This window comes from Flavobacterium sp. HJSW_4 (assembly GCF_042436695.1).
Taxonomy (GTDB): domain Bacteria; phylum Bacteroidota; class Bacteroidia; order Flavobacteriales; family Flavobacteriaceae; genus Flavobacterium.
The window spans coordinates 102,040-128,237 of the sequence record NZ_JBHNPP010000002.1 but is presented as its reverse complement, the minus strand read 5'-3'; the positions used below and the strand labels follow the sequence as shown (position 1 = coordinate 128,237).

At 40.1% G+C, this 26,198-nt stretch carries 20 protein-coding genes and 1 pseudogene; 7 read left to right on the top strand and 14 right to left on the bottom strand.

Annotation, left to right across the window (positions count from 1 at the left end):
* Window positions 1-289: 289 nt before the first annotated feature.
* From ACE01P_RS02310 to ACE01P_RS02295, 4 genes are all read left to right on the top strand, one after another.
* Window positions 290-832, top strand: a complete 543-nt coding sequence (locus ACE01P_RS02310) for a response regulator (protein WP_379693647.1) — start codon at window positions 290-292, stop codon at window positions 830-832.
* A gap of 1,143 nt (window positions 833-1,975) precedes the next feature.
* Window positions 1,976-2,914, top strand: coding sequence for a helix-turn-helix domain-containing protein (locus ACE01P_RS02305; RefSeq protein ID WP_379693645.1), 939 nt, complete (start codon window positions 1,976-1,978; stop codon window positions 2,912-2,914).
* 152 nt (window positions 2,915-3,066) lie between these two features.
* Complete coding sequence (locus ACE01P_RS02300) at window positions 3,067-4,545, top strand: serine hydrolase domain-containing protein (protein WP_379693643.1); 1,479 nt, start codon at window positions 3,067-3,069, stop codon at window positions 4,543-4,545.
* A gap of 281 nt (window positions 4,546-4,826) precedes the next feature.
* Window positions 4,827-5,486, top strand: a complete 660-nt coding sequence (locus tag ACE01P_RS02295) for an IS1 family transposase (RefSeq protein WP_379693640.1) — start codon at window positions 4,827-4,829, stop codon at window positions 5,484-5,486.
* A 220-nt stretch (window positions 5,487-5,706) separates the two neighbouring features.
* Here the strand turns inward: ACE01P_RS02295 and arsB are convergent, their stop codons facing one another.
* From arsB to ACE01P_RS02260, 7 genes are all read right to left on the bottom strand, one after another.
* On the bottom strand, window positions 5,707-6,753 hold the full coding sequence (gene arsB, locus ACE01P_RS02290; RefSeq protein ID WP_379693638.1) for an ACR3 family arsenite efflux transporter: 1,047 nt from the start codon (window positions 6,751-6,753) through the stop codon (window positions 5,707-5,709).
* Complete coding sequence (locus tag ACE01P_RS02285) at window positions 6,750-7,370, bottom strand: low molecular weight phosphatase family protein (protein ID WP_379693636.1); 621 nt, start codon at window positions 7,368-7,370, stop codon at window positions 6,750-6,752. The genes arsB and ACE01P_RS02285 overlap by 4 nt, the downstream gene beginning before the upstream one ends.
* 16 nt (window positions 7,371-7,386) lie before the next feature.
* Window positions 7,387-7,878 carry a GNAT family N-acetyltransferase gene (locus ACE01P_RS02280; protein ID WP_379693634.1) on the bottom strand — a complete coding sequence of 164 codons (492 nt, stop codon included), beginning with the start codon at window positions 7,876-7,878 and terminating at the stop codon, window positions 7,387-7,389.
* Between the two features lie 12 nt (window positions 7,879-7,890).
* Complete coding sequence (locus ACE01P_RS02275; protein WP_379693632.1) at window positions 7,891-8,355, bottom strand: DUF6428 family protein; 465 nt, start codon at window positions 8,353-8,355, stop codon at window positions 7,891-7,893.
* A gap of 54 nt (window positions 8,356-8,409) precedes the next feature.
* On the bottom strand, window positions 8,410-8,736 hold the full coding sequence (locus ACE01P_RS02270) for an ArsR/SmtB family transcription factor (protein ID WP_379693629.1): 327 nt from the start codon (window positions 8,734-8,736) through the stop codon (window positions 8,410-8,412).
* Window positions 8,737-9,100: 364 nt separating this feature from the next.
* Window positions 9,101-9,754 (bottom strand): DUF2441 domain-containing protein, encoded by a 654-nt coding sequence (locus ACE01P_RS02265; protein ID WP_379693627.1) that lies wholly within the window; start codon window positions 9,752-9,754, stop codon window positions 9,101-9,103.
* Window positions 9,755-10,269: 515 nt separating this feature from the next.
* Window positions 10,270-10,827, bottom strand: coding sequence for a hypothetical protein (locus ACE01P_RS02260; RefSeq protein ID WP_379693624.1), 558 nt, complete (start codon window positions 10,825-10,827; stop codon window positions 10,270-10,272).
* A 445-nt stretch (window positions 10,828-11,272) separates the two neighbouring features.
* On the opposite strand from ACE01P_RS02260, the gene ACE01P_RS02255 reads away from it, so the two are divergent.
* The 3 genes from ACE01P_RS02255 to xseB all read left to right on the top strand — a co-directional run bounded on the left by ACE01P_RS02255 (window position 11,273) and on the right by xseB (window position 13,336).
* Window positions 11,273-11,599: a hypothetical protein gene (locus tag ACE01P_RS02255; RefSeq protein WP_379693622.1), complete on the top strand. Its 327-nt coding sequence runs from the start codon at window positions 11,273-11,275 to the stop codon at window positions 11,597-11,599.
* 113 nt (window positions 11,600-11,712) lie between these two features.
* Entirely contained in the window at window positions 11,713-13,149 is a 1,437-nt protein-coding gene (gene xseA / locus ACE01P_RS02250) for an exodeoxyribonuclease VII large subunit (RefSeq protein ID WP_379693620.1), read from the top strand.
* Window positions 13,124-13,336 carry an exodeoxyribonuclease VII small subunit gene (gene xseB / locus ACE01P_RS02245; RefSeq protein ID WP_379693618.1) on the top strand — a complete coding sequence of 71 codons (213 nt, stop codon included), beginning with the start codon at window positions 13,124-13,126 and terminating at the stop codon, window positions 13,334-13,336. The genes xseA and xseB overlap by 26 nt, the downstream gene beginning before the upstream one ends.
* 12 nt (window positions 13,337-13,348) lie before the next feature.
* Here xseB and ACE01P_RS02240 read toward each other — a convergent pair whose 3' ends face one another.
* The 7 genes and pseudogenes from ACE01P_RS02240 to ACE01P_RS02210 form a co-directional block, all read right to left on the bottom strand.
* The gene (locus ACE01P_RS02240) at window positions 13,349-15,679 is read right to left on the bottom strand and encodes an ATP-dependent helicase (protein WP_379693616.1); all 2,331 of its coding nucleotides are present in this window, start codon (window positions 15,677-15,679) and stop codon (window positions 13,349-13,351) included.
* 249 nt (window positions 15,680-15,928) lie between these two features.
* Complete coding sequence (locus ACE01P_RS02235) at window positions 15,929-18,985, bottom strand: DNA polymerase III subunit alpha (protein WP_379693614.1); 3,057 nt, start codon at window positions 18,983-18,985, stop codon at window positions 15,929-15,931.
* A 3-nt stretch (window positions 18,986-18,988) separates the two neighbouring features.
* Complete coding sequence (gene dinB / locus ACE01P_RS02230) at window positions 18,989-20,170, bottom strand: DNA polymerase IV (protein ID WP_379693612.1); 1,182 nt, start codon at window positions 20,168-20,170, stop codon at window positions 18,989-18,991.
* Window positions 20,171-20,447: 277 nt separating this feature from the next.
* Window positions 20,448-20,798 (bottom strand): hypothetical protein, encoded by a 351-nt coding sequence (locus ACE01P_RS02225; RefSeq protein ID WP_379693609.1) that lies wholly within the window; start codon window positions 20,796-20,798, stop codon window positions 20,448-20,450.
* A gap of 802 nt (window positions 20,799-21,600) precedes the next feature.
* Window positions 21,601-21,888: pseudogene (locus tag ACE01P_RS02220) on the bottom strand (2Fe-2S iron-sulfur cluster-binding protein); the annotation flags it as partial.
* A 1,156-nt stretch (window positions 21,889-23,044) separates the two neighbouring features.
* A complete protein-coding gene (locus ACE01P_RS02215) occupies window positions 23,045-24,475 on the bottom strand; it encodes a serine hydrolase (RefSeq protein ID WP_379694112.1) in 1,431 nt (476 codons plus the stop codon).
* A 128-nt stretch (window positions 24,476-24,603) separates the two neighbouring features.
* Window positions 24,604-25,740 (bottom strand): helix-turn-helix domain-containing protein, encoded by a 1,137-nt coding sequence (locus ACE01P_RS02210; RefSeq protein WP_379693607.1) that lies wholly within the window; start codon window positions 25,738-25,740, stop codon window positions 24,604-24,606.
* Window positions 25,741-26,198: the final 458 nt, after the last annotated feature.

Genomic DNA, 26,198 nt, shown 5'->3' with positions numbered 1-26,198 from the left:
TGGGCTTTATTAGGAGTTTACGCCATGCCGCCTTTTCATGCCCATCAGGGCATAAGCATTGGATTTGTTGTATAATGTCCATATTTGGAAGGCGGCTGCCCAGCATTGGAATAGCGGCTCTTTATTTTCAGTGTTTTAGTTTTTATTGGGGATGATTTTTTTATATTTGCAGCTGTTAACTGTTTCAAATATAAGGGGCTGTGTTTTTTGCCCAGCAGTTTGGATATTTTCCCAGCATGGATTTTCTGCTGATTTTCAATTGCTGTCTAACCGAATAATTCTTTAAGCTATGCCGTATCAGAATAATTCCCATAAACTTATTTATCTGGCTGAGGATAATCAGGATGACAGAAATTTATTTCTGGAAGCCGTCAGGGAGCTCCGCCCTGAAGCTGCCGTGAAGGCATTCGGGGATGGGCAGGAGCTTTTAGAGAATCTTTCCAAAGCCGAGGGGTGCCATCCTGAAATCATTTTCATGGACATTAATATGCCGCGCAAAAATGGCTTTGAAGCCCTTAAAGAGATTAGGGAAGGAGCCGGCCCTTTGAGCGGTGCAAGAATAATCATGCTCTCCACAAGCAGGAGCATGCTGCATATTGAGATGTGCTACCGGCTTGAGGCTGATTTTTATGCTGTCAAACCCGATACGTTTCAGGAGCTTAAAGCGCTGCTTGACGAAGCGCTTGCATTGGATTGGAGCACTGCGGCCAGAAGCAGGGAAGAATTTTTTCTCTCCGGATATATGAAAAAAATAAGGGAGCAGGCAGCCTTGGAGCCTCAAAAAGAGAATTTTCTTTCGGCTATCGAGGCCTGGATGAAGCTGATGCGCTAAACGCCCTGCGCTTCGGCTGGAATTTCTTCCCTTAGAGCTTCTTCATCTTTTGGGCGGCAATTCCCTTTTGGATTTTTTTCATAAGGATGTAAAAATTCCTAAGATGCCACCATACCGGACAGCGGTCTACAGGGCCGTTGGAGTTTCTGATTCCTAATATGGCAGTTCTTTAAAAACTGCCGGGTATCGGAGACGTATGCCAATTGGGGCCATTTCACTTCCTTGGGCGCGGGATTGCTTTCGAAATGGCGTTTGATGTATTCGTAATTCATGGGGAAGAATTAGGAATAAAGGACAGATATTAAAGTTTTTCTTAGCTGAAAAAAAAACTCCGAAATGCAGTGGTACTGCAGGATTTTCTTTTTTTTTAGAAGCTATTCCCGCTATCAGTTCCACCCGAGCGCTAGAGAACTGGCGAAGCAATAGGGGCTAGGGCTGCAGAACTGCTCGTTTATTTAGATAAAGCACTTTGTCTGGCATATTTGGCATCTTATCATTAACTGCTCGTTAACAGTCTCCGGAAAATTAAAATCCTTTCTATTCCAGCAGGCCATAAAAGGAGTTTAAATTCCAGCTTCAGTTGATTGTTTGCTGCTGGACTACTTATTAATGATTTATAATAAAAAAAGGATATATTTGAAAATAAATATTTTGCAATAATTATCGCATGCGTCCGCAATAAATTATAGGTTAGGCGATAATCTGCCGAAAATGGTAAAATTAATCTTTGATTGAAAAAAATGGAAAAGCCCCTTTTTTTAACATCCTGACTTATAGTTTTAAAAGTCCGAAGGGCTTTTCTTGCGGTCTGTCAGGCAATGCAATCGAATATTTAATACCCATTTTGACGTTTTTTGAAAATGCAAAACAGTAAAAATGTGAAAACAATAATATTCCTTATATTCGCCTTTAATAACTATCACCCCATAACACAAGAAAATAATGAATGACAAGATTAATGTATTGCTTATTCTAACTGTAATTTCCTTGTTCATTTCGTTATTTCTGGCTTTTTTTCTGCTCACAGTCAAAACCAAACACAAAACAGGCAATTCTCTTTTTGCTTTTTTTTTAATTCTGACCGCAATAGATTCTAGTTCGCCTCTATTGGAGCTAGCAGCAGCAGGCCCTTCAAATTTGGGGATGTTTAGAACTACGCTCGCTTTTTTGCAATTGCCTGTTTTTTATCTTTATGCGGTTTCTGTTTGTTATTCCGATTTTAGAATTAGGCCAAAATACATCCTGCATCTTCTTCCCTTTATAGTTTCAAATCTGATTTTATTGCCTCGTTTTTATTTGGTCGATGCTGCCGCCAAAATGGATTTTATTCTGAATCGAAAAACTATGATCGAAATGCCATTCAATCATATTCTTATTCATATTCAGATATTTGCATATTTTGCTGCAGTCTTTATGCTGTTGAAAAGAGCAAAGAAATTATATCTCGAAAATTTTGCTGGCGCCAGCATTAATTCTTACAATTGGTTGTTTCAGTTTACAGCTGTGCTGGGCATTTTGTATTCTGTTACACTTTTTAAAAACATTTTTAAGTTTTCCGATTACGATGATGTCTTCGAGTGGTTTAAAATCGGAATCATCTTATTCCAGCTCTTTATTTCATGCTGGTATTTGTATAAAGCCTTGAATCATCCTGGTCTGTTTAGGAATATTGATTCAAACTTAAAATTGGTTTCGGATATTGTTTCAGAAGAAAGGAATGGTTCAATAGTGGCGGCAGATAAACAATGCAATGAAGAATTAGTAAAATTGAAGCGATATATGGCTGAGGAAAAGCCATTTTTAAATCCTTCCCTGACAATTCAGGATGTTTCTGCAGCTCTAGAAATTCCTGTTCGCGATTTGTCGCTTTTAATCAATCACAAATTGGAGCAGCATTTTTACGATTTCGTCAATACGTACCGAATCGAAAATGCGATGGATATTTTGAAGGATGCTGCAAAAAGTAAAGTGACAATTCTTGAAATTTTGTACGAAGTTGGATTTAATTCGAAATCTTCTTTTAATACCGCTTTTAAAAAACATACGGGAAAGACTCCAACTTATTACCGTAAAGGGTTGTAATTCATGCTTTTGAAATTACCCGTACTTTTATTGAGACGACTCGTACTTATTTTTTTCTGGCAAATGCGTTCGAATCTTTTCATTCGGTCGCAGACGGCCGGGTTGCTGCGCATCTTTGTATCGAAATAAATTTTTAACCAAAATACGATACGATGAAAAATATCATTTACATACTGCTTCTTGCAGTAGCAGGCGCAAATTGTCAGACAAGCCATAAAGCATTGGCAAAAAAAACAGATTACAGCTTTCTGACAGACAGCATGAATATTGGGCAGCAATTAGAAAAATATAAACTGCCGGGATTTAGTGTGGTCGTTTTTGAAAACTACAAGATTGTATACTCAAAGCAATTTGGTGTGAAATCAATAAATTCTAAGGAAAAAATTGACCAGAACACAGCTTTTTCCACAGCATCAATTTCAAAACCAATTACGGCGCTTCTTTGTTTTATGCTTGAAGAAAAAGGTCTGCTTAATTTAGACGATCCGATAAATCCTTATTTAAAACGCTGGCATTTGCCCAAAAGCAGATTTACTGACAATAGCATGCCGACTTGGAGGCAATTTCTAAACCATACCGCTGGCGCAAGTCAGGACGGATTTGAAGACCATTATCAAGGAGAAGCAATTCCAACATTAAAGCAAAGCCTTTTAGGGCAGATACCGAGATATGACAAAGAAATAGAATTTTTGTTTGCGCCGGGAACCGGTTGGCAATACAGCGGTGGCGGTTATACAATAATTCAGATGGCATTGGAAGATACGTTTAATAAACCTATGGCAGAGCTTGCAAAAGAATATATTTTTTCGCCCCTTGGCTTGAAAAACACTACAATGGTTCAGCCAAATGAAAAAGGGTTTCTAACAAACGTGGCTCTTGTTCATGATAAAGACGCAAAAGTGATTAGAACAGGTTTGCCAATCACCCCACAAGTTGCGCCGTCAGGAATGTGGTCGACGCCAACTGATTTAGCTGCAATTGCCATTGAAATGCAAAATGCCCTGCGCAATAAAAACAACAAGGTAATTTCCCATAATGTGGCAAAAAAAGTAACAGCAGTAACCGCTTTGAAAAATGCTGTTGGGGGCTGGAGCTACGGATGGCAAAAGTCTTTTGGCTATAATAATTACGACTGGTTTATATGCAACGGTTCCAATACCGGAGTTGGCGGTACTGTTGGCGCTACCATGACAGATGGAAATGGCTTTGCATTTCTTGCCAATGGAGAAAAACCCAATCGTTTTCCTGTAATGAGCCACACTCAAAAAACGATTCTGAAGCTGATGGATTGGAACAATAAAGCAGCTGATGAAAACATTCAGGAAATGCCTTTGTCTGTAAAAGAAAAACTGATTGGTTCTTACGATGATTTTCTTTACGGGCTGGGAGTGGAAACCAAAATACTAGAAAGAAATAACCGCCTTTATGTTGAATCTATGCTATTGGAACATTTTAAAGGGAAAAACGATTATGAATTGCTCTATCTAAAAAACGGATTATTTAAAATTGTGGATTATCCTAACTTGTTGAAATTCGAATTTAATGATGCAAAAGCAGTTTCTGTAACCTTGATAAGGGATAATATGGAGGCTGAAATTGCACTTATCCATAAAGATAAAGCAGCAGATTAAACAAGCAGCGCAATTGGATTCCATTGGTGCTGTTTGCCGTTATGTGCAGGTATGCAGTTTCCAAGCTAATCTTCCTATGCCTTGATTTTGCAGTTTGAAAGTATATGGTAGTGTTACAGATTAGGTGTTTTTATAATTTAACCACTTAACTAACTGAAAAAGAAGATTAAATTTTAATTATTGAATAAAAAAGAGACGACTTGCAGGTCGTCTCTTTCATTTTTTGTCTTTTAATAAACCTTAAAATGCATTTACTTTACCTTAGTGTTTTAAATTAGGTCATGAAAATAAAATGTAATTCTTGCAATGGTAAATGCATAAAAAATGGATTTCAATCTAAAGGAAATCAGCGTTATAAATGTTGTGTCTGTCAAAGAAGACAGCAGATTGATTATAGCTACAACACCTACAAAAGGGATATCAATCAGGAGATAGTGTTGTTCACAAAAGAAGGACTAGGAATAAGAAGCACCGCAAGAATACTGAAAATATCTGCTACGACATTATTGAAAAGAATTATATCAATTGCCAGAAGTATTACCAAATCAATTATCAGCAGAGGCAAAACTTATGAAGTTGATGAGCTGTGCACGTATATCAGACACAAGAAAAATTATATATGGTTGGTTTATGCTCTGGAAAAGAACTCTAAAAATGTGGTAAGTTTTAATGTTGGGAAACGAACTAATAAAACGCTGAATCGTGTTTTGGAAACTCTCAAATTATCTGACGCTAAGAAGATATTTACGGACAGACTTAAAAACTATAGGTATCTGATTGATGAAAAAGTGCATTCTATCAAACGTTTCGGAACAAATCATATTGAAAGGAAGAATCTGACACTCAGAACTCATCTGAAAAGGCTTAACCGTAGGACAATCTGCTTCAGCAAAAGTTTAGTTGTTCTTACTGCTGTTTTGAAGATTTACTTTTGGATTTAAAGAAGGGGAAAGAATTGTGTTACTAAAATTTTGATCTAACAGGATTCGAACCTTTTTGTTTTGCAAATACAGTATTTATGTATTTTGCTAAATGGAAATAAATTTTATCGTGCCATAAAAAAGCCTGAGAAATATATACTTCTCAGGCTTTACATTTTTTCTAGTAGCCCCAACGGGACAATTCTCGAACCATTTTCAAAATGATTAAAAAAAATTAAATTTAAGCCAAGCTTGATTTTTTATAAAATTTTGCTCTTAACCAGAAACTAGTTTTCACTAATAATATTAATGCAGGTACTTCTATTAAGGGACCTATCACACCTACAAATGCCTGCGGAGACTGCAGTCCGAATACAGCTATGGCTACCGCAATTGCCAGTTCGAAATTATTGCCCGTTGCGGTAAAAGCTATTGATATATTCTTTTCGTACGGAATTTCCAAAGATTTATTTAAAAAGAAGCTAATGAAAAACATTGCCATAAAGTAAATCACAAGCGGTACGGCAATCTTTATAACATCCATTGGAAGTTCCACAATTTTATCACCTTTCAAGCTGAACATTAAAACGACCGTAAACAGTAAAGCATATAAGGTAATCGGTGAAATTTTAGCAATAAACTTTCTATTGTACCAGTCCCTTCCTTTTAATTTTACAAGTGAGTAACGGCTCATAAATCCTGCAAGAAAAGGAATTCCCAGATAAATAAGAACACTTTTTGAAACCTCCCATATTGAAACTTGAATATTGAAGTCTGCCAGCCCTAACCTTTGCGGAAGTATATTAATAAACAGCCATACAAAAAAACTATATGTCAGCATCTGGAAAATGCTGTTTAAAGCAACCAATAAAGCTGCGTATTCTCTATTGCCGCCTGCTAAATCATTCCAGACAATAACCATAGCAATGCATCGCGCCAGACCAATTAAAATTAAGCCAGCCATATAATCTGGCTCATCCCTTAAAAACAAGACAGCAAGTGAAAACATTAAAACTGTGCCAATAATCCAGTTTAGAAGAAGCGAAATTCCTATCGCCTTTTTGTTTTTTAAAGCTTGGGGAAGGAGGGTGTAATCTACTTTTGCCAATGGAGGGTACATCATTAGAATAAGCCCAGAAGCTAAAAGAATATTTGTCGACCCTGATGAGAGTGAATTTATTGCATCTGGAAAGGCTGGAAAAAAATGCCCCAGCAGTATGCCTAAGCCCATGGCAAGAAATATCCACAATGTAAGATATCGTTCAAGAAACTTTAATTTTGGCTTCATTGGTTGCAGCTGTTGATTTGTGAAAAGACATAAAACATTTCAGCTGCGATTTCAAGACTTCTTTCTGCATAGATCTTTGTCTGAAGAGGAGTTGAATCCGGTAGTTTAGGATCTTCGTAAGTAATTGGAATCCTTTTTTCTGCTCCTGCAATAAAGGGGCATCCGCCATCTGCCTGCGAGCAGGTCATCACGGTAGCAAAATCCGATGCAGGATTGAAAGGGCTGTCATATTTTTTAGAAAACCCAATTATTGGTAATGCATTGGGGCTGTATTTTACTGCATATATGGAATTGCTGCCTTCATTGATTTTTAAAATTTCAAACCCCTGTCCAGCTAAAGTCTCTGCCACTTTTGGGAAAAGCGCAGTTTCTTCCGTGCCCCCTGAATAGCAGAATACAGCTGGTATTCTGAAATATGAAGCAGCAGTCTGAGCCCAGATCTGAGACAAATGGCTTCTTCTGGAATTATGTGTGCAGATGAAGTTAATATTCGCCTTATCTCCGCTTTTAACCTTATCCTTTATGTATTCGATCAGAGGACTTAAAATCGATTTTCTTTCTTCGCTTATGCCATTAAAGTTTAGATGTTCAATCGTTTTTATTAATTTTAAATGCATGTTTTTTATGTTAAGATTAATCTATTCCTATAATGTTGCTGCGTCGCTCCATTATGACGTTGTCTTTCCACACGCCATTTTTCTTTCCTATTTTCTCACGAAATCCCACAAGCCTGAATCCGCATTTTTCATGCAGTTTAATGCTTCCTAGATTCTCAGAAAATATGCTGGACTGTAAAGTCCAGATTCCATGTTTTTCGCTCTGGCTGATAAGTTCTTTCAGCAGGATGCTTCCAATGCCTTTGCCTCTCTGATCCTCTGCAATATAAATGCTTACTTCTGCCACACCTGCATAGGCACACCTGCCAGATACTGGGGTCAATGCCGTCCATCCTTTCATTATCCCATCTTGAAAGATGCTTATTCTGCAGAAGGGCAGGTGGGAGATGTCCCACTCTTCCCACTGCGGTGAGTCGTTCTGAAAAGTTGCTGAATTTGTTGCTAGACCTTGGCTGTAGATTTCCTTCGCCTGAGAAAAATTTTTATCGGTAATAGTATTGAATTCCATGACAGGAAAAGTTTAACAGCATCCTGATTCAGGAGTGCAGCACGAGTTGTTGGATTCAGTAGGTAAAGTTTTAAATTTTTCCTGCGGTGTGCCGCAGGCCTCATTAGCCAGACACGCGGTTTTCTTATTTTTCAGGATAAAAACTTCTCCATTAAAGTCCAGATCATATTTGCCGATGGTGTCATTCTGGTATTCCACTTCAATTTCTGAGTCTTCAATCCCCAGTTTTTCTTCGGAAAGGTTGATAATATGAAGCAGTTTTGCGGGCTTTAGCCGGTGCTCAAAGTCATCAGCATTCCATAACTGGAAGTTAACCGCTTTTTCATTTCTGATTGTTCCCCCGCAGTCAATGAAGTGTTTGGTTACAATGCCTATCTCCGTAACATGAAAATATTCAGGCACAAATGTGCCGTTTTCCAATTGAAATTCCACATTCTGCAATGTTGGAAGCAACTCTTTAATTTTTGATAGTTTCATAGTTTTTTTATTATTGTTATATAGTAATATTACGATATTTGATAGCAAATTTTTTTAGCAGCATTTTTGATTTGCCACTGTCGAAATTATATTTGCAAAATATTCTTTCAGTAGGCTGAAAGTTTCTTCATTAATGCAGTAGCATATCGAAGTTCCTTCAATACTGCCCTTGATCAGCCCTGCGTTTTTCAGCTCTTTCAAATGTTGGGAAATGGTAGGCTGGGCTAATGGCAGTTCATCTACAATGTCACTGCAGATACAGGCATTGACCTTTAGCAGATATTCTATTATAGCAATTCTTGCAGGATGTCCCAATGCTTTTGCGATTATAGCAATCTTGTTTTGCTGGTCTGTAAAGTGATCTGTTCTTGTTGCTCCCATTTTATTGTATTTTTATATTGCAATATTACGATTAATAGTTTATTGAAAAAAATATTTGATGAAATATTTCGGTTCTTATTATGGAATGCTATCATTTACCAGAACGGGACTCGAACAGATATTGCCTGTAAATGCTGGATTTTTTCTATATTTTAAAAAGTATGATGTCTTTATCGAACCACAAAAAAGCCTGAGAAATATAACTTTCTCAGGCTTTTGATTTTTTTAGTAGCCCCAAAGGGACAATTATCGAACCATTTTCAAAATGATTTGAAAAAAATAAGTTTCAAACAATATTAATTTTTTTTGGTTCGAATCTCGTGACGGGCTCATTTATCAGACCGTTAGGTATAAGGTATAGCTTTTATATTTCAAAAATATTATTAAATTCGTTAATTACTTTAAATCGCCCCTCAAATAAGGTTTCCACTTCACAATTCTTATGCATTTTTCCTTGCCAATATTTATTAGCTAACTTACCATAATCTGAGACATTTAAAGTTTCAGAAATAATCAACGAACCATTACCGCAGTGAATCTTTGCATTATTACCTAAAGTGAGTTCTATTATTTTTTTTCTATTGTTAGGGTAAAGTATTCCAAACCATTTATCTAAATCTTTTTGTTCGCAAAGCCATAAGCAAGTTTTTCTCGACGGGAGATGTGGAAATTTTTCTTTTCTATAATTCTCAAAAATTTCTTCGCGAATCCATTTCAAATATTGTGAAAGTGAAGAATTGAAAACAGATGACAGATGCCCATAAATTGAACTTTTTAAAACATATTGATTTAACAATTCAGGAGAATTGCGATTTAATATTAAAGGCATTGCATTTACTTCGTTTTCTTTTTGTTCAGCGAACTTGAAAAGATCATTATTGCCTATTTTTTCTCCTGTGGATTTAATTAAATCGCGATAATAATTATTAAAGTTTTTTCCATTAATATTAACTGACTCATTTTTGAGCCAAACTTTATTCTTACCATCTAAATTCTGAATATGATAATACCTTTTCAATTTTTATGATCGAGTTTTTAAATTGTATCTAAATTATTTACATGTATAATGAATTATACAAGCCTAATCAAATTGGAGCAAATATATGTGATAATATTGTATTTTTCAGTATTAATGAACTAAGATATGTATGCGATTACGTTATAATAATCTTCAAAAAAAAACTGGTTAGAGACCAGCTCCCGCTATTTAAAAAATATTTAAGATTTTGAAAATTCTTTTCAAGTAAATCTATTAGGTATTCTGTATTTAATATTACTGAGCGGGAACAGGACTCGAACCAATGTTTTTCGCTGATGATATTAAAATGCTGCAGTAAAGCATAATACAGTTTCGAACCTAAGCTCGTTAAGCTTTGATTTTGCTGGGTTTTTACTTTTCTGAAATTGGAAGTGCCACGATTCTGCCACAAAAACAAGATTGATGAAAAAACTCTAAAATTATCTTTAGTTTTTTATGGCAAAAACAGAGATAGCTCCAGTTAAACGGATATTGGCAGGAATTCGAGTGTTCAATCAGTAGGCATTGCTTCCTGAAATGGTCAGAATGTGGGGAGTGCTTATGGAAGGGCAGCAGTGGCCGTCATTTTCGGCATATTCCAGCAGTTCGACATGGATCTGGCCGCCTGTGATCTTGTCAAACTGGAACAGGGTATCGGGCTCGTAGCCGGCAATGGCCCTGACATCAAAACCGCTGTTCTGGTACAGCGCCAGGCCCTGCGCAACAATTGCATTGCCTCCGTCTTTTGGGACAAGGCAGAAATATACCGCAACATCCTCAATGCCGTCTCCGGTAAAATCCCCGGTGTAAGACTTCTGAATGTCAAGGGACGCGTCATGCGAGGCCAGGATTTTAGGGAGGTATTTTCTGAACTGCTTCTCGGCGAGCCTTACAGCATCATTTGTCGTTATTTTTGGCCTGTCTGCCTGCTTTTCCTTCAGGGAAAGCTCTTTCTCCTTCAGCAGGAGCTCCTTCTCCTTGAGCTCCAGTTCTTTTTCTTTGGTCGAGCTGTTGCAGCCGCCTGCCGCTAATGATACTAGGAGCAGCAGAGTGAATTTGATATTTCGGTTCATTTTAATGCATGGGTTATTTTGGTTATGGTTTTGGGTATTGGCAGAGCAATTGCGTTAAAGGCTGTGCGGCACTAAATTAAGCCATTATTTGGATTTGGCAAATCTATAGTAAAAAAATGTTAACGGCTGGCAGGGGTAGTTGGTTACTTAGTTGATTGGTTACTGCCTTAGGGCAGTTTTTTTGTTTTAGCTTTAGGATAGATCGTAGGACAATTTGATTCGCAATGCGCAATAGGATGCTGCTTTTTAGTTTTTTTTGGAGCTTTTCCCGCTATGCGCTGCAATCTTTTGCGCCAAACAACGGCACAAAAGGATTTCCGCTGCTATCGGGGCTAAAAAGATGAATCCATTTTATGTTTTGGTTTTCAGTTTTTCAATAATAATTTCAAAAGGTTTTGGCAAAACTGCATAACAGTTTTTTGTATATTTTCTCAAAATGTTAATTTTGGCGCTGCCATTATCAGGTAACCCGAAAATTTTTAATTTTGATATTAAATCCATACGCCATCAACAGACAAATCTTAACAATGCAAAAATCGGTGCGGCTACAGGTAAAAAAAGATTTGGATCCCAGCAGCAGGTCAATATCATAAAATTAAAAGGAAGCCTCATTTCGAAAGGCTATACTGAGATTATCCATATTCTGGATCAGGACGAGGAATTTCATATCAACACCTTTGAAACGCTGCCTGAACAGCTAAATGAGGTGCAGAAGTATATCAATGCATTTATCAATGCAGAAAACCTGACGGAAACCATTTCTATCAAGTAAAACAAAAAGCGTATTTTTTTTACAGCTCCAGTGCGTTATAGTTTTTAATGTTTTATTGCTACATTAGCTTTCTAGAAAATTTCAGAAAGCCAGATGGCTTGCTGCTTACGACTATGGGACCAGAAAACTTCATCACACTTTCTCAGCTCAACTACCAGATCCACCAGACGATCAGCGACCGTTTCAAAGGCAGCACCTTTTGGGTCGTGGCCGATGTTACCAGTCACAGTTATAAGGCCGATAAGAAGATCCACTATTTCGAGCTGGTGGAGAAAGCGGAGAAAAACAGCGCCATTACGGCAAAGATGATGGGCAAGGCATGGGGTGAAGGAGCTGTGCATCTTTCGGATTTTGAAAAGAAGACGGGGCAGGCCTTCACCAATAACCTGCATGTGCTGGTAAAGGTGAGCGTGGACTATCATCCGCTCTACGGGCTGTCGGTGAATGTGCTGGATATCGATGTGAATTTCACACTCGGGGTTCTGGAGCAGCAGCGCAATGCCACCCTTGCAAGGCTTGTATCTGAAAACGATTTCATCATCAAAACGGCGGAGGGCTATTCTACGCTCAACAGCCGTCTGAAGCTGCCTCTTGCCATACAGAGAGTGGCTGTGATATCGGCAAGCAACTCGGCAGGGAATGAGGATTTCAGACATACCCTTGAGCATAATGATTTCGGCTATGCTTTTCAGATTGACGACTATCATACCATAGTGCAGGGGGACAACAACGCCAAACTGTTCCTGGGCAAGCTCATTGAAGTTTTCAATACAGGAATTCCCTATGACGCCGTTGTCATAACAAGAGGCGGAGGAGCGCAGTCGGATTTCCTGATCTTTGACAACTACCAGATCGGGCGTGCCGTAGCCAAATTTCCAATACCTGTGATAACGGGGATAGGGCACCAGAAAAATGTCAGCATAACGGATCTGATGGCCCATACCAATACCAAAACCCCAACCAAGGCGGCAGAGTTCATTATTGCCCACAACCGCAGTTTTGAAACCGGGCTGCTGTCGCTGCAGCAGCATATTGTGATCAGATCCCAGCAGCTTCTGCTGCGCCATTCCAAAGCGCTCGAAGAGCAGAAGCGGAATATTTCAGCAAATGCAAGGCAGCTTCTCTCCCTGTACAGGCAGCAGCTGGCTTCTGCCAACCAGAGCATCGCAGCAGACGCCAAAGACATACTGCATGAGCATCAGAAAAAGCTTTCGCTGAAAGCCCAGATGGCCGCTCAGGTCTCAAACAGCCTGCTGCGACGCAAGAGAAGCGATATCGAATATCTATCCGAAAACCTAAAGCGCTTTACGTCAGGCTATCTGAAAGGCAAGACGCTTGATCTGGAGCATATGGATAAAAGCATAAAACTGATGTCCCCGCACAATATCCTAAAGAAGGGATATGCGATCGTAAAAGCGAATGGAAAGATTGCAGGGACTGCTGAGAATATAAAAATAGGAGAGGATATTGAAGTGATCCTTCACGATACCCTGCTTAAAAGCACCGTTAAAGAAAAAATACAATATGATGGAAGAGACACTGACTTATGAAGCGGCATGGAATGAGCTTACGGCCATTTCAAAGGAAATAGAAAACGAGACCATTTCGGTGGACGAGCTTGCCGCGAAAGTGAAAAGGGCATCAGAGCTTATTGCCTTCTGCCAGGGCAGGCTCAAGGCTACCGAGACAGAAGTAGGCAGGATTATAGACGGTATGGAGAACCAGAAGGAAGGGTAAAGTTCTGTTCTTTTATTCTGGCCATTTTCCATCAGCAAAACCATTTTTGCCAAGGGACTGGTCCGGATTTTCGTCTTCGAAAATATTAGAGGGCGTATTTGAATGGACAGATTCTACAAAAGGATCGGGAGCGGATTTCAGGCCTTCATGAATGTTCAAGAATTCAGAAGGAGAGACGGAGCCTTCTTCCGCATCAGATGCAGGTTTAAGAAAACGGAATGCGAAATCAATCGGCTTTTCCCTGTCCATTTCATAAAAGTATACGATGTACTGGTTTTTCTCCCTGTCCACAGCCTGAACCTTTCCTTTGTTCCATACGGGATGCATCACCAGATCGCCTTCTTTGAAAGCGGTGTCTTCAGCTCTTGCGGAAGATGCTGCCGTGGCCTGCGATGCCTGAAGTATTTCAGGGGAAAGTTTTCCTTTGCGCACATAAAATTCCTCCTTGATCTCAAAGAGGAACCTTGACGGATATTTGTTCAGGCCGGTTGTGAAATTAAAGCCTTCAGAGTCGGTCATGTAGAACCTTTTCTCGGCGCGGGTAACCGCCACATACATCAGCCTTCTCTCTTCCTCTATGGCGCGCTTTCTCCTTTCCTTTATCGAAAGTGCGCTCGGCAGCACCCCTTCGGTTAAACCGCATAGGAACACATACGGGAATTCCAGCCCTTTGGAGATGTGGATGGTCATCAGGCGCACCTTGTCCTGATTTTCGGTGTCCTTGTCCATATCGGTGTAAAGCGCTATTTCCTGAAGGTATTCGACTATATCCACCGGTCCGTTGTTTTCCTTTTCCAGAAGCATCATCGAGCTTACCAGCTCCTTGATATTCTCGAGCCTGTCCTCATCGCCGTCCTTGCGGTAGAGCTCCGAGAGCCCGCTTTTATCGAGTATGATCTTCACCAGGTCCGAAATGGAATTGCTTTCCGAATCTTTTTTAAGCTCTGCGACCAAAGCCAGAAAATCAGCAGCGCCTTTTTTATTGAGTTCCCTGTCTTCTATATTGTTCTGCAAAGTCTGCAGCAGCGAAAGGTTCTGTTCATTGGCCAGAAGGTTCAGCCTTTCCAGAAACTTCTTTCCAAGCCCCCTTGTCGGATGGTTGAACATGCGAAGGAAAGAGAAGTTGTCTTCCTGTACGATCAGGCGCAGGAAGGAAAGGACATCCTTGATTTCCCTGCGCTCAAAGAAACGCACCCCTCCAAATATGGCATAGGGGATGTTTTCCTTGATCAGGGCCTGCTCGATATTTCTCGAGAGATGGTTGGAGCGGTATAAAATGGTGATATCGGAATAGGCGGCGTTTTCCGTTTTCAGGATTTCCTTGATTTCGCCAGCTACCCATAGCGTTTCCTCAAAATCATTCTTGCCGTGGAAATGCACCACCTCGACGCCTTCGGGATTCTCGGTTATCATATCCTTATCCACTCTGACTTTGTTGTTTTTGATGATATGGTTTCCGACTTTCAGGATGTTGGGAGTCGAGCGGTAGTTCTGGTTCATGATGATGGTCTTCGTATCGGGAAACATCCTGTCGAATTCCACCAGATACTCCGGTTTTGCCCCGCGCCATTCGTAGATCGTCTGGTCGGGATCGCCCACCAGGAACAGATTCTGGTGCACGCGCGAAAGCATTTCCACCAGATGGAACTGGCTGTCGGAGCTGTCTTGGGCCTCATCCACCTGTATGTAGTGCAGCATTTCCTGCCACTTGGCAAGCACATCGGGATTGCTGTCGAGGATGAAAGCCGTAAAATGGATCAGATCGTCAAAGTCCAGCGCGTAGTTGCGCTTCTGCTTGTCGAGATACTTCTGATAGACCTGGCTGGAAAGCGAGTCCTTTTCATCGGCAGTGAAGCTTTTGTTTTCAATCATGTAGCCCAGATAGTCCGAAGTGCTCTTCTGCTTGGAGATGAATCGCAGCACCTGCTTGAAGGTCAGATTCTTTGAGTTGATGTCCAGTTCGGTGAATACATCCCGTAAGACTGTTTTCTGGTCTTCGGCATCCATTATGATGAAATTCTTGGGATAGTGTATTTTATTGATCTCTTCACGCAGAAAGCGTACGCAGAATCCATGGTAGGTGGTGATGAAGCTCACATCATACAGATCGCCGATCAGCGCTTTTACCCTTTTTTTCATCTCCTGCGCGGCCTTGTTAGTGAAGGTAACGCAGAGTATGTTGGAGGAGTTGATGCCCAGCCTGTCGACAATATAGGCAAAACGCGATGTAAGCGCCTTTGTTTTTCCCGATCCTGCTCCTGCAATGACGCGCACGTAGCCTTCCGTGGTTTTGACCGCCAGAAGCTGGTTGGGGTTTAGATTTTCTAAAATCGGATCGGTCATGGTATACAGTTTAAAAGTAAATGCGGAGCGCATTTTGCAAATTTATGGAATTAAATGAAATATGAAGGATTTTAGATACGTCAGAACAGGGAGCTGCGGAGCTCAGGAAAGACAGCAGCTATGGGAATTTTATGATCTCTTTTTTCTCCCGCAAAGAGAGGCTGATTCTAAGCGGCGCTGTACGCACAGTTTTGGGGATCTGATGTTTTCATTAGGTATTGGTGTTTTTTTTATGGGGCAGCAGGCTTCTCAACTCTTCATTTTATGGCGAGGGATATTGATTTCATGCTCCTGAGGATAAGGGGCGCGATGGGTCATGCTGACGTCTTCTTTCAGCCTCTGCTGCATTTTATATTTCCAGTCATTTTCGTGGGAATATCTGGGGTCGGGGATAAAAGGCATTTTTGCCATTTTGATCACCGTAATGGTAGGGAAGTGGTAGTCCACTTCCACATTGCCGAGCAGCAGGTAGCAGCCACCTCCCTGAAAAGGGTATTCCTTGAGGCTTCCCGTGAAGTGGGCCGTATCGAACATTTCGCCTTCAGCATCGATCCAGGTTCCGAAATACATCGCGCCCATCTTGGTAGGCACATGTTTGCGGGAGATCAGATAGGCCAGCATGCGCACCTGTTTTTTGTGGTGGTTCAGCAGGTCCTTTGCCATAACGTCACCCCTGAAGCCGGTCTGCAGCAGATCAAAAGGGGAATAGCTTACAGGAAAACCGATAAACTCGATCTCATCGAATGCATCTTCAAAAGGCGTGCGTTCCAGAACAGGAAATTTAAAATTCCTGACGGGCTCGGCAAGAAGCTTGGGATGCCAGTCTTCAGGCTTGAAATTCACCAGCAGGATGCGCGCGGTGATCAGCAGCTCGTTTTTAGGCTTTCCCGTAAAGCGGAAAGCCCCGATGAATATGAGGATCTGTATCGTTTCAATGCCGATCGGGATGCGGCTGATGAAATTTTCCAGCGAACCGTATTGGCCATTCGCCATTCGCTCTTCTTCGATCAGCAGTGCCGTCTGATGCGCCAGTCCCTGAAGATGCATAAAGCCAAGAAAGATGTCCCTGCCGTAGAGGGCGGTTTCGTATGTGCTTTTATTGACGCACGGATTATGGATGGAAGCCCCCGACATTCGCGCCTCATGGACATAGACTTCCGTCCTGTAGAAGCCTCCCTGGTTGTTGATCACGGCAACCATAAACTCAATGGGATAATGGACTTTAAGGTAAAGGCTCTGATAGCTTTCGACCGCATAGGAAGCCGAATGCGCCTTGCAGAACGAGTATCCCGCAAAGGACTCGATCTGGCGGTAGATTTCCTCACTCAGCTTCAGTGGGTGTCCCTGACGCTGGCAGCATTCAAAGAAATTATCCTTCACTTTCTGCAGCGCAGCCTTGGATCTTCCCTTACCCGACATGGCACGGCGAAGGATGTCGCCGTCCGCGGCAGGAAGGCCTCCGTAATGCAGTGCGATTTTGATGACATCTTCCTGATAGACCATAATGCCGTAGGTTTCCCCGAGCTCCTGCTGGAAGACAGGATGGAAATACTCGAATTTGTCGGGATGGTTGTGGCGGTAGATGTATTCCTTCATCATTCCGGACTGCGCGACACCGGGGCGGATAATGGAGGAGGCCGCAACGAGGGTTTTGTAGTCGCCACATTTAAGACGGCGCAGCAGGCCGCGCATGGCGGGGCTTTCAATATAAAAGCACCCGATGGTTTTTCCGATGGCCAGATACTGGTTGGCGCTGGCTTCGTTTTTTGATATGCCAGTATCTCTGATATTAACGCGGATCCCTCTGTTTTTCTCAATTATCTTTACGCTGTCGTCTATATGTCCAATGCCGCGCTGGCTCAGGATATCGAATTTTTCAAGCCCGATTTCTTCTGCCGTATGCATGTCGAAAAGCACAATTGGAAAACCTTTCGGAGGCATTTCCAATGGCGTATAATTGGTGATGGGCTCTTCCGAGATCAGTATCCCGCAGGAGTGCATGCTGCGCTGGTTGGGAAATTTCTCCAATAGCATGCCGTACTGCTGCACCTGTCTGACCACTTTGCTGGTGGGATGCAGATTCATCGGGTTCTTGGCCAGCAGGTCCAGTTCTTCCTTTGGAAGCCCGAAAACCTTTCCCACTTCACGGAATATCGAACGGAATTTGAATTCCACATTCGTGCCGCAGAAGGCCACATGGTCGGATCCGTAGCGGGAAAATATGTATTCGAGAATGGCGTCACGCTCTTTCCAGGACCAGTCGATATCAAAATCGGGAGGACTCTTGCGGTTGAGGTTCAGGAATCGCTCAAAATAGAGATCAAGCTCCAGCGGACAGATATCGGTAATGCCCAGGCAGTAGGCTATGATGCTGTTGGCTCCGCTTCCCCGTCCGATATGGAGAAATCCCCTGCTGTTGCTGTAGCGGATAATATCCCAGGTGATAAGGAAATAGCCGCTGAATTCAAGCTGGCCTATAACGCGGAGTTCCTTTGCCATGCGGGATTCTGCCTCGGCATTATGATTCCCGTAGCGCCAGACAAGCCCCTGCTGCGCCAGAGTGGAAAGAAGGGACATATCCTCCTTTTTGCTGCCGGTGTAGTATTTTTTGTTTTTGGGAGCCTTGAAATCAAATTCGAAATTGCACTGCTGCACTATTCTTTCCGTATTGGAAATGATTTTGGGATAATTTTCGTAATGGGCCGCAAGCGCATCAGGAGATAGCATCACTTCAGACTCCGTGCAGTAATCCTCAGCGGCAAGCTTTGTCAGGATGATATTGCGGTCGATTGCGCATAATATCCTGTGCAGATTGTATTCTGTCCTTGTACGGATGGTAACCGGATGGAGTACCGCCATTCTGTCGATTTTGTCCTTAAGATCGGATAAAACCAGCTGCTGCAGCTGCTCGGGACGGATCCCGATATATTCATTTGCTTTTAAGACAGGCGGCATGTTTTCCAAAGGATAAATGATAATGGCATTTTCAAAATCAGGTGCATGGGGTGCCATCGCAATATCATGGAAATTGTGCTGGGTCAGCCATCTGTTCATTTCGGCAAGGCCAGCCGCATTCTTTGCCAGTCCGATAAAGCGAAGCTGATGATTCCAGCGGAATTCCATTCCGACAAGAGGTTTTATGCCGGCAGTGCAGCAAAGTTTTATGAACTCATAGATTCCTGTCACGGTATTGATATCGGTCAGCGCCATTGCTTTTACTCCCAGTGAAGATGCCTGCTGCACCAGTTCCTCAACCGAAATGGTGCCGTAGCGCAGGGAGTGGAAGGAGTGGCAGTTGAGAAACATGGTCTATTTTTTTCTTTTTAAGATTTCGTCTTTATTGTTGGGTTTGAATGATGCGCCGGCGCATCGCATCACGGCGTCAAAGCCGTAACGGGTCTTCATGCGGTCCATCGCCTGGTACAGGGCAAGCATTTCCTCGGTGTCATTGAAAAGGTCGATCTGATAGGTTCCCCTGACCAGTCCGCTGAAGCGCACTCCGATAAGGCGGAGCCTCATCCTTCTCTGATAGAGCTTCGTGAAGAGATCGGCCACCGTATGGGTCAGCAGATGGTCCGCCGAGGTGTACTGAACCCTGGACTGTTTGGTTTCGGTATCAAAATTGGCATACCTTATCTTCACGGTCACCGTTGAGGTGAGCCACTGCTCCGCACGGAGCTGGTAGGCCAGCTTTTCCACCATGCCCTGCAGGATCCGGTTCAGCTTCAGGATGTCAATGGTGTCCTGCGAAAAGGTATGCTCGGTGGAAATGGACTTTCTTTCCGTGTAGGGCTCCACGGGATTGTTGTCGATGCCGTTGGCTTTCTTCCAGAGCTCCAGTCCGTTTTTGCCGATCATCTGCTGCAGGGATTCGGCTGGCATTTCGGACAGGGTCTGGATTCTGCGGATGCCGATGCGCGAGAGCAGCTGGAAGGTCTTTTCGCCCACCATCGGAATCTTTCGGATGGAGAGCGGATTCAGGAAAGGCTGCACCATATGCTCTGGGATATCAAGGTTTTGCTTCTGCTTTCCTTCCCCTGTGCCGATTTTCGAAACGGTTTTGTTGACCGAAAGCGCAAAGGTGAGGGGCAGGCCCGTTTCTTTTGTGATGCGCTTGGCGAGCTCGTCGGTCCACTTGTAGCTGCCGTAGAATTTGTCCATACCGGTGATGTCCAGATAGAACTCGTCGATGCTGGCTTTTTCTACCACGGGCGCTTTTTCCTGTATGATTTCGGTAATGTCATGGGAAAGCCTTGAATACAGTTCCATGTCGCCTTTCATGATTTTGGCCTGCGGGCAGAGCTTCATGGCCATATGGATCGGCATGGCGGAACGCACGCCAAATTTTCTGGCCTCATAGGAGCAGGAAGCCACAACGCCCCTGTCGCCGCCTCCGATGATAAGCGGTATGCCGTTAAGTTGCGAGTTGGTGAGCCTTTCGCACGATACGAAAAACGTGTTCATGTCGATGTGTACAATTGCCCTTGTCATGATCTGTTCCTTTTTATATGGATCAAAATTAGTACAGATAATAACAATTTGTGATTTAGTTTATGTTATAAATGATAACAAAATTGAAAAGGGCTTATTTTTCAGCAGGTTTGAAAAGGGGAAAAAAGAGTGCAAAAAAGCTTTATTCAGAATTTACGGTCGGATGGGTTTTTGATGGGTAAGGGTTTGTCTGATCTAGTAGATTCTCCTTTTGACTTCAAAAAAAACAGCCCTGCAAAGTAAAGGCAGGGCTGTTCTGTCATAATAAAGCAAGTGCTTAATTTTGAGTTTTTCGAACTATATGGTCTACGATAAAGAACTTATTTATCGACTTTACATAAATTATATAACAGGTCTGATTGTTTAAATTGTCCTTTTTTACCTTCTCAGCTAAATCCTGCCTGCTCGTATTAATCTTTAAAATTGGTTTTCCCCTGTACGGACTGGCGCTAAAGAATTTGGTCTTTTTGTCCAAAAGAATATTGAAACCCGAGATTTCCTTCTTATTATTAGAAGTTCGATATACAATCTGGTCTGTTTTTTCATTATAGCCAAATACATTCTTTTTTTGCTGTCCAAAGGCTGTAAGGGATATAATTAAAATAGAAATTAGATGTAAAATTTTCATGTTGTAGTTAATTGCAATTAGTATTCGCCGATGCTTTCCAGTTGTTATACGTATCTCTTAAATGCTGCTGCTGCTGAGCAGTTTTCAAATTCCATGCCACTGTTCCTCTAAGCCCTTCCCATGCCATAGCTTCATACTGCTCCTGGGTTAAAGTGCTGTCATACTGTTTTAGGAAGTTGACTATCGTATTGATGTAATGGGCTGCCATCTGCTCATGCTGCATGCCGTTTACCCCGAATCTGGTGTAGTAATCATATAATCCCGGATAATTATGCTGTGTCAGCATCTGATTTAAGATAGTAACGTCGATTTCTCCATTATTATTTGAAAGGCTTAAAAGTTTTCTAAACATTTCTGCATGTATGATTTCATGCATTAGTGTTCTGGCGACATCGATGCCCGGTCTGCCGAGGTTGCTTGTATTAACCGTAATTTCAATCATGTAATTGACAGGCGGGCTTGTCTCTGCATTGATGTGTGCAGGAAGAACTCCTGCTGATAATTTTAGATTGGCAACCGTAAAATTGCCGTCGAAATTTTTCAGGTAGCCTTGGAATATTGGCGAGCCTCCGGCTTTATTGAATGCACCATTCAAGCACGGATCACTTGTAAAGGAACCTGATCTTAGAATTTGGTACAGCGAGGCATTGGAACCGCTTGAGCTGCCGGAGCCGCCGCCTCCCCAGCCATTTCCTCCAGGGTTTCCAACAGTTCCCCAAACGATCGAAGTTCCCGGATTAGTATAGGTGTTGCTGACAATTACTTCATTCAATCTAATTCCCCCTCCACAGTTTGATTTTCCTAAGTTTTCTTCTTGATGGGTAAGGATCGTGCAGTCTGTTCTTGGATATGCGACTGATAGAAGAACAAAACCACAGTCAATTTGTCCGTCGTCTAAAAAAGACTGGTCACTTTGATCTACCTGGCCGGCTTTTAATATTGCAGCGTCAGAAGAACATGCCCCTACACGGCATGAATATGGAAGGTCGATCCCTCTTTCTTCCGCCGCATCCAAGATGTAGACATCATCACCGCATTCAATTTCTTTTTCCCCTTCAGGTGTCAGCAGCTTTACTTTGTAAGTAGCCATTCTTTTGGATGTCGTTGCATTCTTATGTTCATGGGGAGCTTTTAAAAAACTTTTTTCCGAGATGTTTTTTTGCTTATGCTGAAAATATATATATTTATTCAAAACTACATTTATGTCTTCACCATTGATAAAATCCTTAATTGCATTAGTGCGCAGTGTATAGCTGATTTTTTGGTCTGTTTCATCTGTAAATTTTGAACTCAGTTTTTTCCGGCTCGGCTCAAGCATTTTGTAAACTAAGAGCTCGGTGTTCCTTTTCGATATTTTATAGTCTTGTTTTCTGCTTACGCTTAAATCGATAAGATTTTGCTCCTTCTTGCTTAAAATGATTTCGCTGTCTTCAATTACATTTGTTTCGATATTGTCCAAAGCTTTGTTAAAAAGCACTATCGAGTTTCCTAAAGCATGAAGTGTTACCTGATCGGTCTCATTGCTGTTTGAATTTTCTGTGAAAGCTTTTTCGCTTTCACAATTGGTAAATAAAAGCATGGCAAATGCAGGCAGAACAATTTTGAACGCCGATTTTAATTTTTTCATTGTTTTTGGATGAGAAATTTAATTTATAATTTAAAATAAAATATAGGTTTATTCTGTAAAAATATAGTATTGAGTCGATTTTAATATTAAAATAAAATTAGAATTGATGGTTTAATCCTACTTTATTGGCAAGTGCCACATTCTCTGTTTATTACTTCAAAAGCTTCGGTTATAGATCAATAGATCCTATGAATTGCGAGCCGACTTTTATACTGTCAAGTCCGGCAGATACTAGGGTCCAAAGAGCTGCTGGATGTAATATTGCAGATGGGAGCTGGAGAGAAAAGAAGCAAAATTTCGTCTTTCCTGATACTATAGACATAAAAAAAAGCCCCGCATATGAAAAGCAGGGCTGTCCCGTATTAAGTTTGTTTCGTCTCACCTGTAAAACCAAATGATTTTTGGTAGATGATTTTATTTTTTTTTAACAACAAGCACGTTTCCATTGAACAAATCTCTTTCAAAGGATTTTGTCATTAGGGAATCTATTTGATTGATCTGGATGTCTTTTTGTTCTATCGAATTTTGATTTCCATTCTTTGCCTCTTTGAGATTATTTAATTCTTGGGCAGAAAGCGTATTTGTCAATAAAACAGTTATTAATCATAAGAAAAATCGGTTATTCATTGTAATTATTTTTTTGTAAAAAGATTTGATTGATTTTTAAAAGCATTTTTCCGGCATTATCATTTTTCGGATTAAATTCCAAAGATTTTAAATAATTTTTTTTTGATATTTCATATTTCCCAGCGATAAAATAACCTTCACCCAGGCTGTCAAAAGCATCTGCCGAATTCGGATTTTCTTGTACATTGAGTTCAAAAACTTTTACAGCATCATGCAATCTGTCATTTCTAATTAATATATAGCCAATAGAATTAAATGTTTTCTCAAAATTCCATTCTGGATGTTTCTTTTTTAATTCTTTATAAATCTGTTCTGCGTTTTGATTGTTAATTTTCAAAAATTCCGAGGTTATTGATTCCTTTGAAAGCAAATATTCGTCAATGAGATTTTTATCAACCAAACTTGCTATATGGTTGATAATTTGATCTTGAATTGGGGCATATCTATAACCATTGGATAAAACGATAATAGATAACTTGTTGTCTGGAAAATTTCTGTATGCACTTACGTTTCCACCAGAAAAGCCGTAAGAATCGTAATTGTTCACTTTAGTAATATCCCAGCCGTAACAAAAATGATCTTGTTTGTTTTTAAATTCAAACAGTTTCCACATTGATTTTTTGGTCTCAGAATTTAGAAAAACATTATTAGCAAGATTGTTACTCCAATTAATGAAAGTAGGTAATGTAATGTTAATGCCATTCCCTGAATGCGCTCTGAGTCCATCATTTTCAGATGTTTTTTCGTAGAGTTTTGTTTTTGTGTTATAGAAATTTTTTACAACCCTATTTGGAATGTTTTCTGACGAGTTTGACGAAAATAATACCTCGTCTTTTGAACTCGAAAATTGATTTTTGAGAATATAATCTTCAAATGTTTTTCCCGTGATTTTCTCAATAATCATAGTTAAAAGCCAATAATTGGTTTGGTTGTAACTAAATTGATTTCCGGTTTCAAACTCCATTTTCTCTTGAGATAATTTTGCTATTTTCTCACTATCAGTAGCCGTTACCGAAATATCATTGTATTGAATAATATTTGGAATGCCCGATGAATGCGACAGAAGATTTTTAATTTTCACTTCCTGCCATTCTCTCGGAAGATGGTCAAGATATTTTGAAATTTTGTCTTCTAATGATAATTGACCTTTTTCGATGAGCTGGAAAACTCCCACAGTAGAAATCAGTTTTGATGTAGAATAGATTCTGAAAAGCGAATTTTTAGTGACCGAATTATTTTCCTCTAAATTTTCTTTTCCATAATAAGCTTCAAAAATTATTTTTCCGTCCTCTACAACTCCGACTGCCAAACCGGGAATTTCATTTGTCTTAATTGTTTGCCGTAGATAATTATCGATTGATTGTTTTAATTCAACTTTTGAGTTTATCTTTTTTTGACTAAAAGCATTAATAGATAAAAGCATAAAAAATGCAAACAGGAGATTTCTCATAATGGATTTTGATTTTATAATTTGGTGCAAATATGGACAAAATGGCCTTGTTATGCGACCGACTAAAAAAAGTCGAACTCATTTGTTAAGAAAAAAATGAATTAATTTGGATTTTTTCTAAAATCTGTTGGTGTTTTGCCTGTATGCTTTTTAAAAGAGCTGCTAAACGACGATTTGGAATTGAAACCAACTTGGTAGAGAATTTCCAGAATTGTTGGTTCTCTTTGCGGGGAATCTTTTAGAATTTCTTTCGCTTTTTCAATTCGATATTCATTTACAAAATCGAAAAAGTGTTTATCCATATACAAATTAATCAAAGTAGATAAATCTTTAACCGGTATTTTTACCTGCTCAGATAAATCCTGAATAGTTAATGAAGAATCCAGATAAGGTTCTTTTTCAATCATAAACTTTTTCAAAAATTCAATTTGCTTATTTTTTTTGTCATCAATTATAGGCAAAGATTTTTGTTTCGTAACAGATTCTGTAATAGGTTGCAGATGAGAATTCACTCCTCTGAAAAATTCAGGATTGTTTAATGCAACATATAGATACCAACAAGTACAAAATAAAAACGCAACCCCATCAAGAGTTACAATCCATTGTCTGGCTTCTCCCAAACCAAATATTAATGTAATCAGCCATCTTAGAAGTACTATAAAATGTAAGGTATAATATAGAATTGTTATTTTGTAAAGTGAATTGAATACAGAAATATTTGGGTTTGTATAATTCTCAAAATAAACGGTTTTAGACTTTTTAATAACCAGCAATGAAGCAATAAAATAAGCTTGAAATAGAAATTCAAAAAGAAAATAAAAAAATTGCATAATAGGTGCCTGATTCATAGTTTTTATGAAATGCAATTTCATAACGCTATCTTCAAAGTATATCTCCGCCATTAAATACAAATTGAAAGCTGCAAACGGAATAGCGTGCAATACATGTTTCGGTTTTAATCGAAAATTAGAAAAACAAACGGATAATACATAGAGGTAAAACGATGCCGGAACCAAATAGACGATACTCCAACGAAATACCTCGAGATTAATAAAGTTAACTGGAAAGCCGTGCATCAAAAATTTACAGGCATCTACAGCACTTACGAAAAGAAAAAAAGCAAGAAGCCAATTTGAAAGTCTTTGCTTTCTTTTTAATGTCAATAAAAAGAATACAAGAAAAAGCACTATAAAAACGCCGATGTAAGCGGTTATTTCTAAAAAATGACTTCTATCCATATTTGTAAATCAAAACCAAAGGTATTAAAATTTGATGTTTATATATTTAAAAAACTCAGATTAAAATCCATGCCCCAAATTCTTTCTCATTGCTGGCGCAGGCACATTCCTTGCAAACATATTGCACTAAATGGTAAATGATCCTGTAGAGCTTTTTAGGTGAAGAATCCGCATTTTATTGCTCATGTTATATTTATTGCATAAAAAAAGACAGTTCAAGACTTTTTATGAGCGGGAACGGGATCCGAACTAATTGATGAAAAGCTGTAAAACAATAACGTATACAGTTTCGAACCTAAAGCCGGCAAACCTTGATTTTGCTCGGTTTTTACTTTTCTAAAATTGAAAGTGCCACGATTCTGCCACAAAACTCAGATTAATGATTTTTATAGCATTTTTGATTTAGTAATGTTTCGAACTTGTGCTTTTAAGTGTTTTTTTTAACAGATTTTTATGAT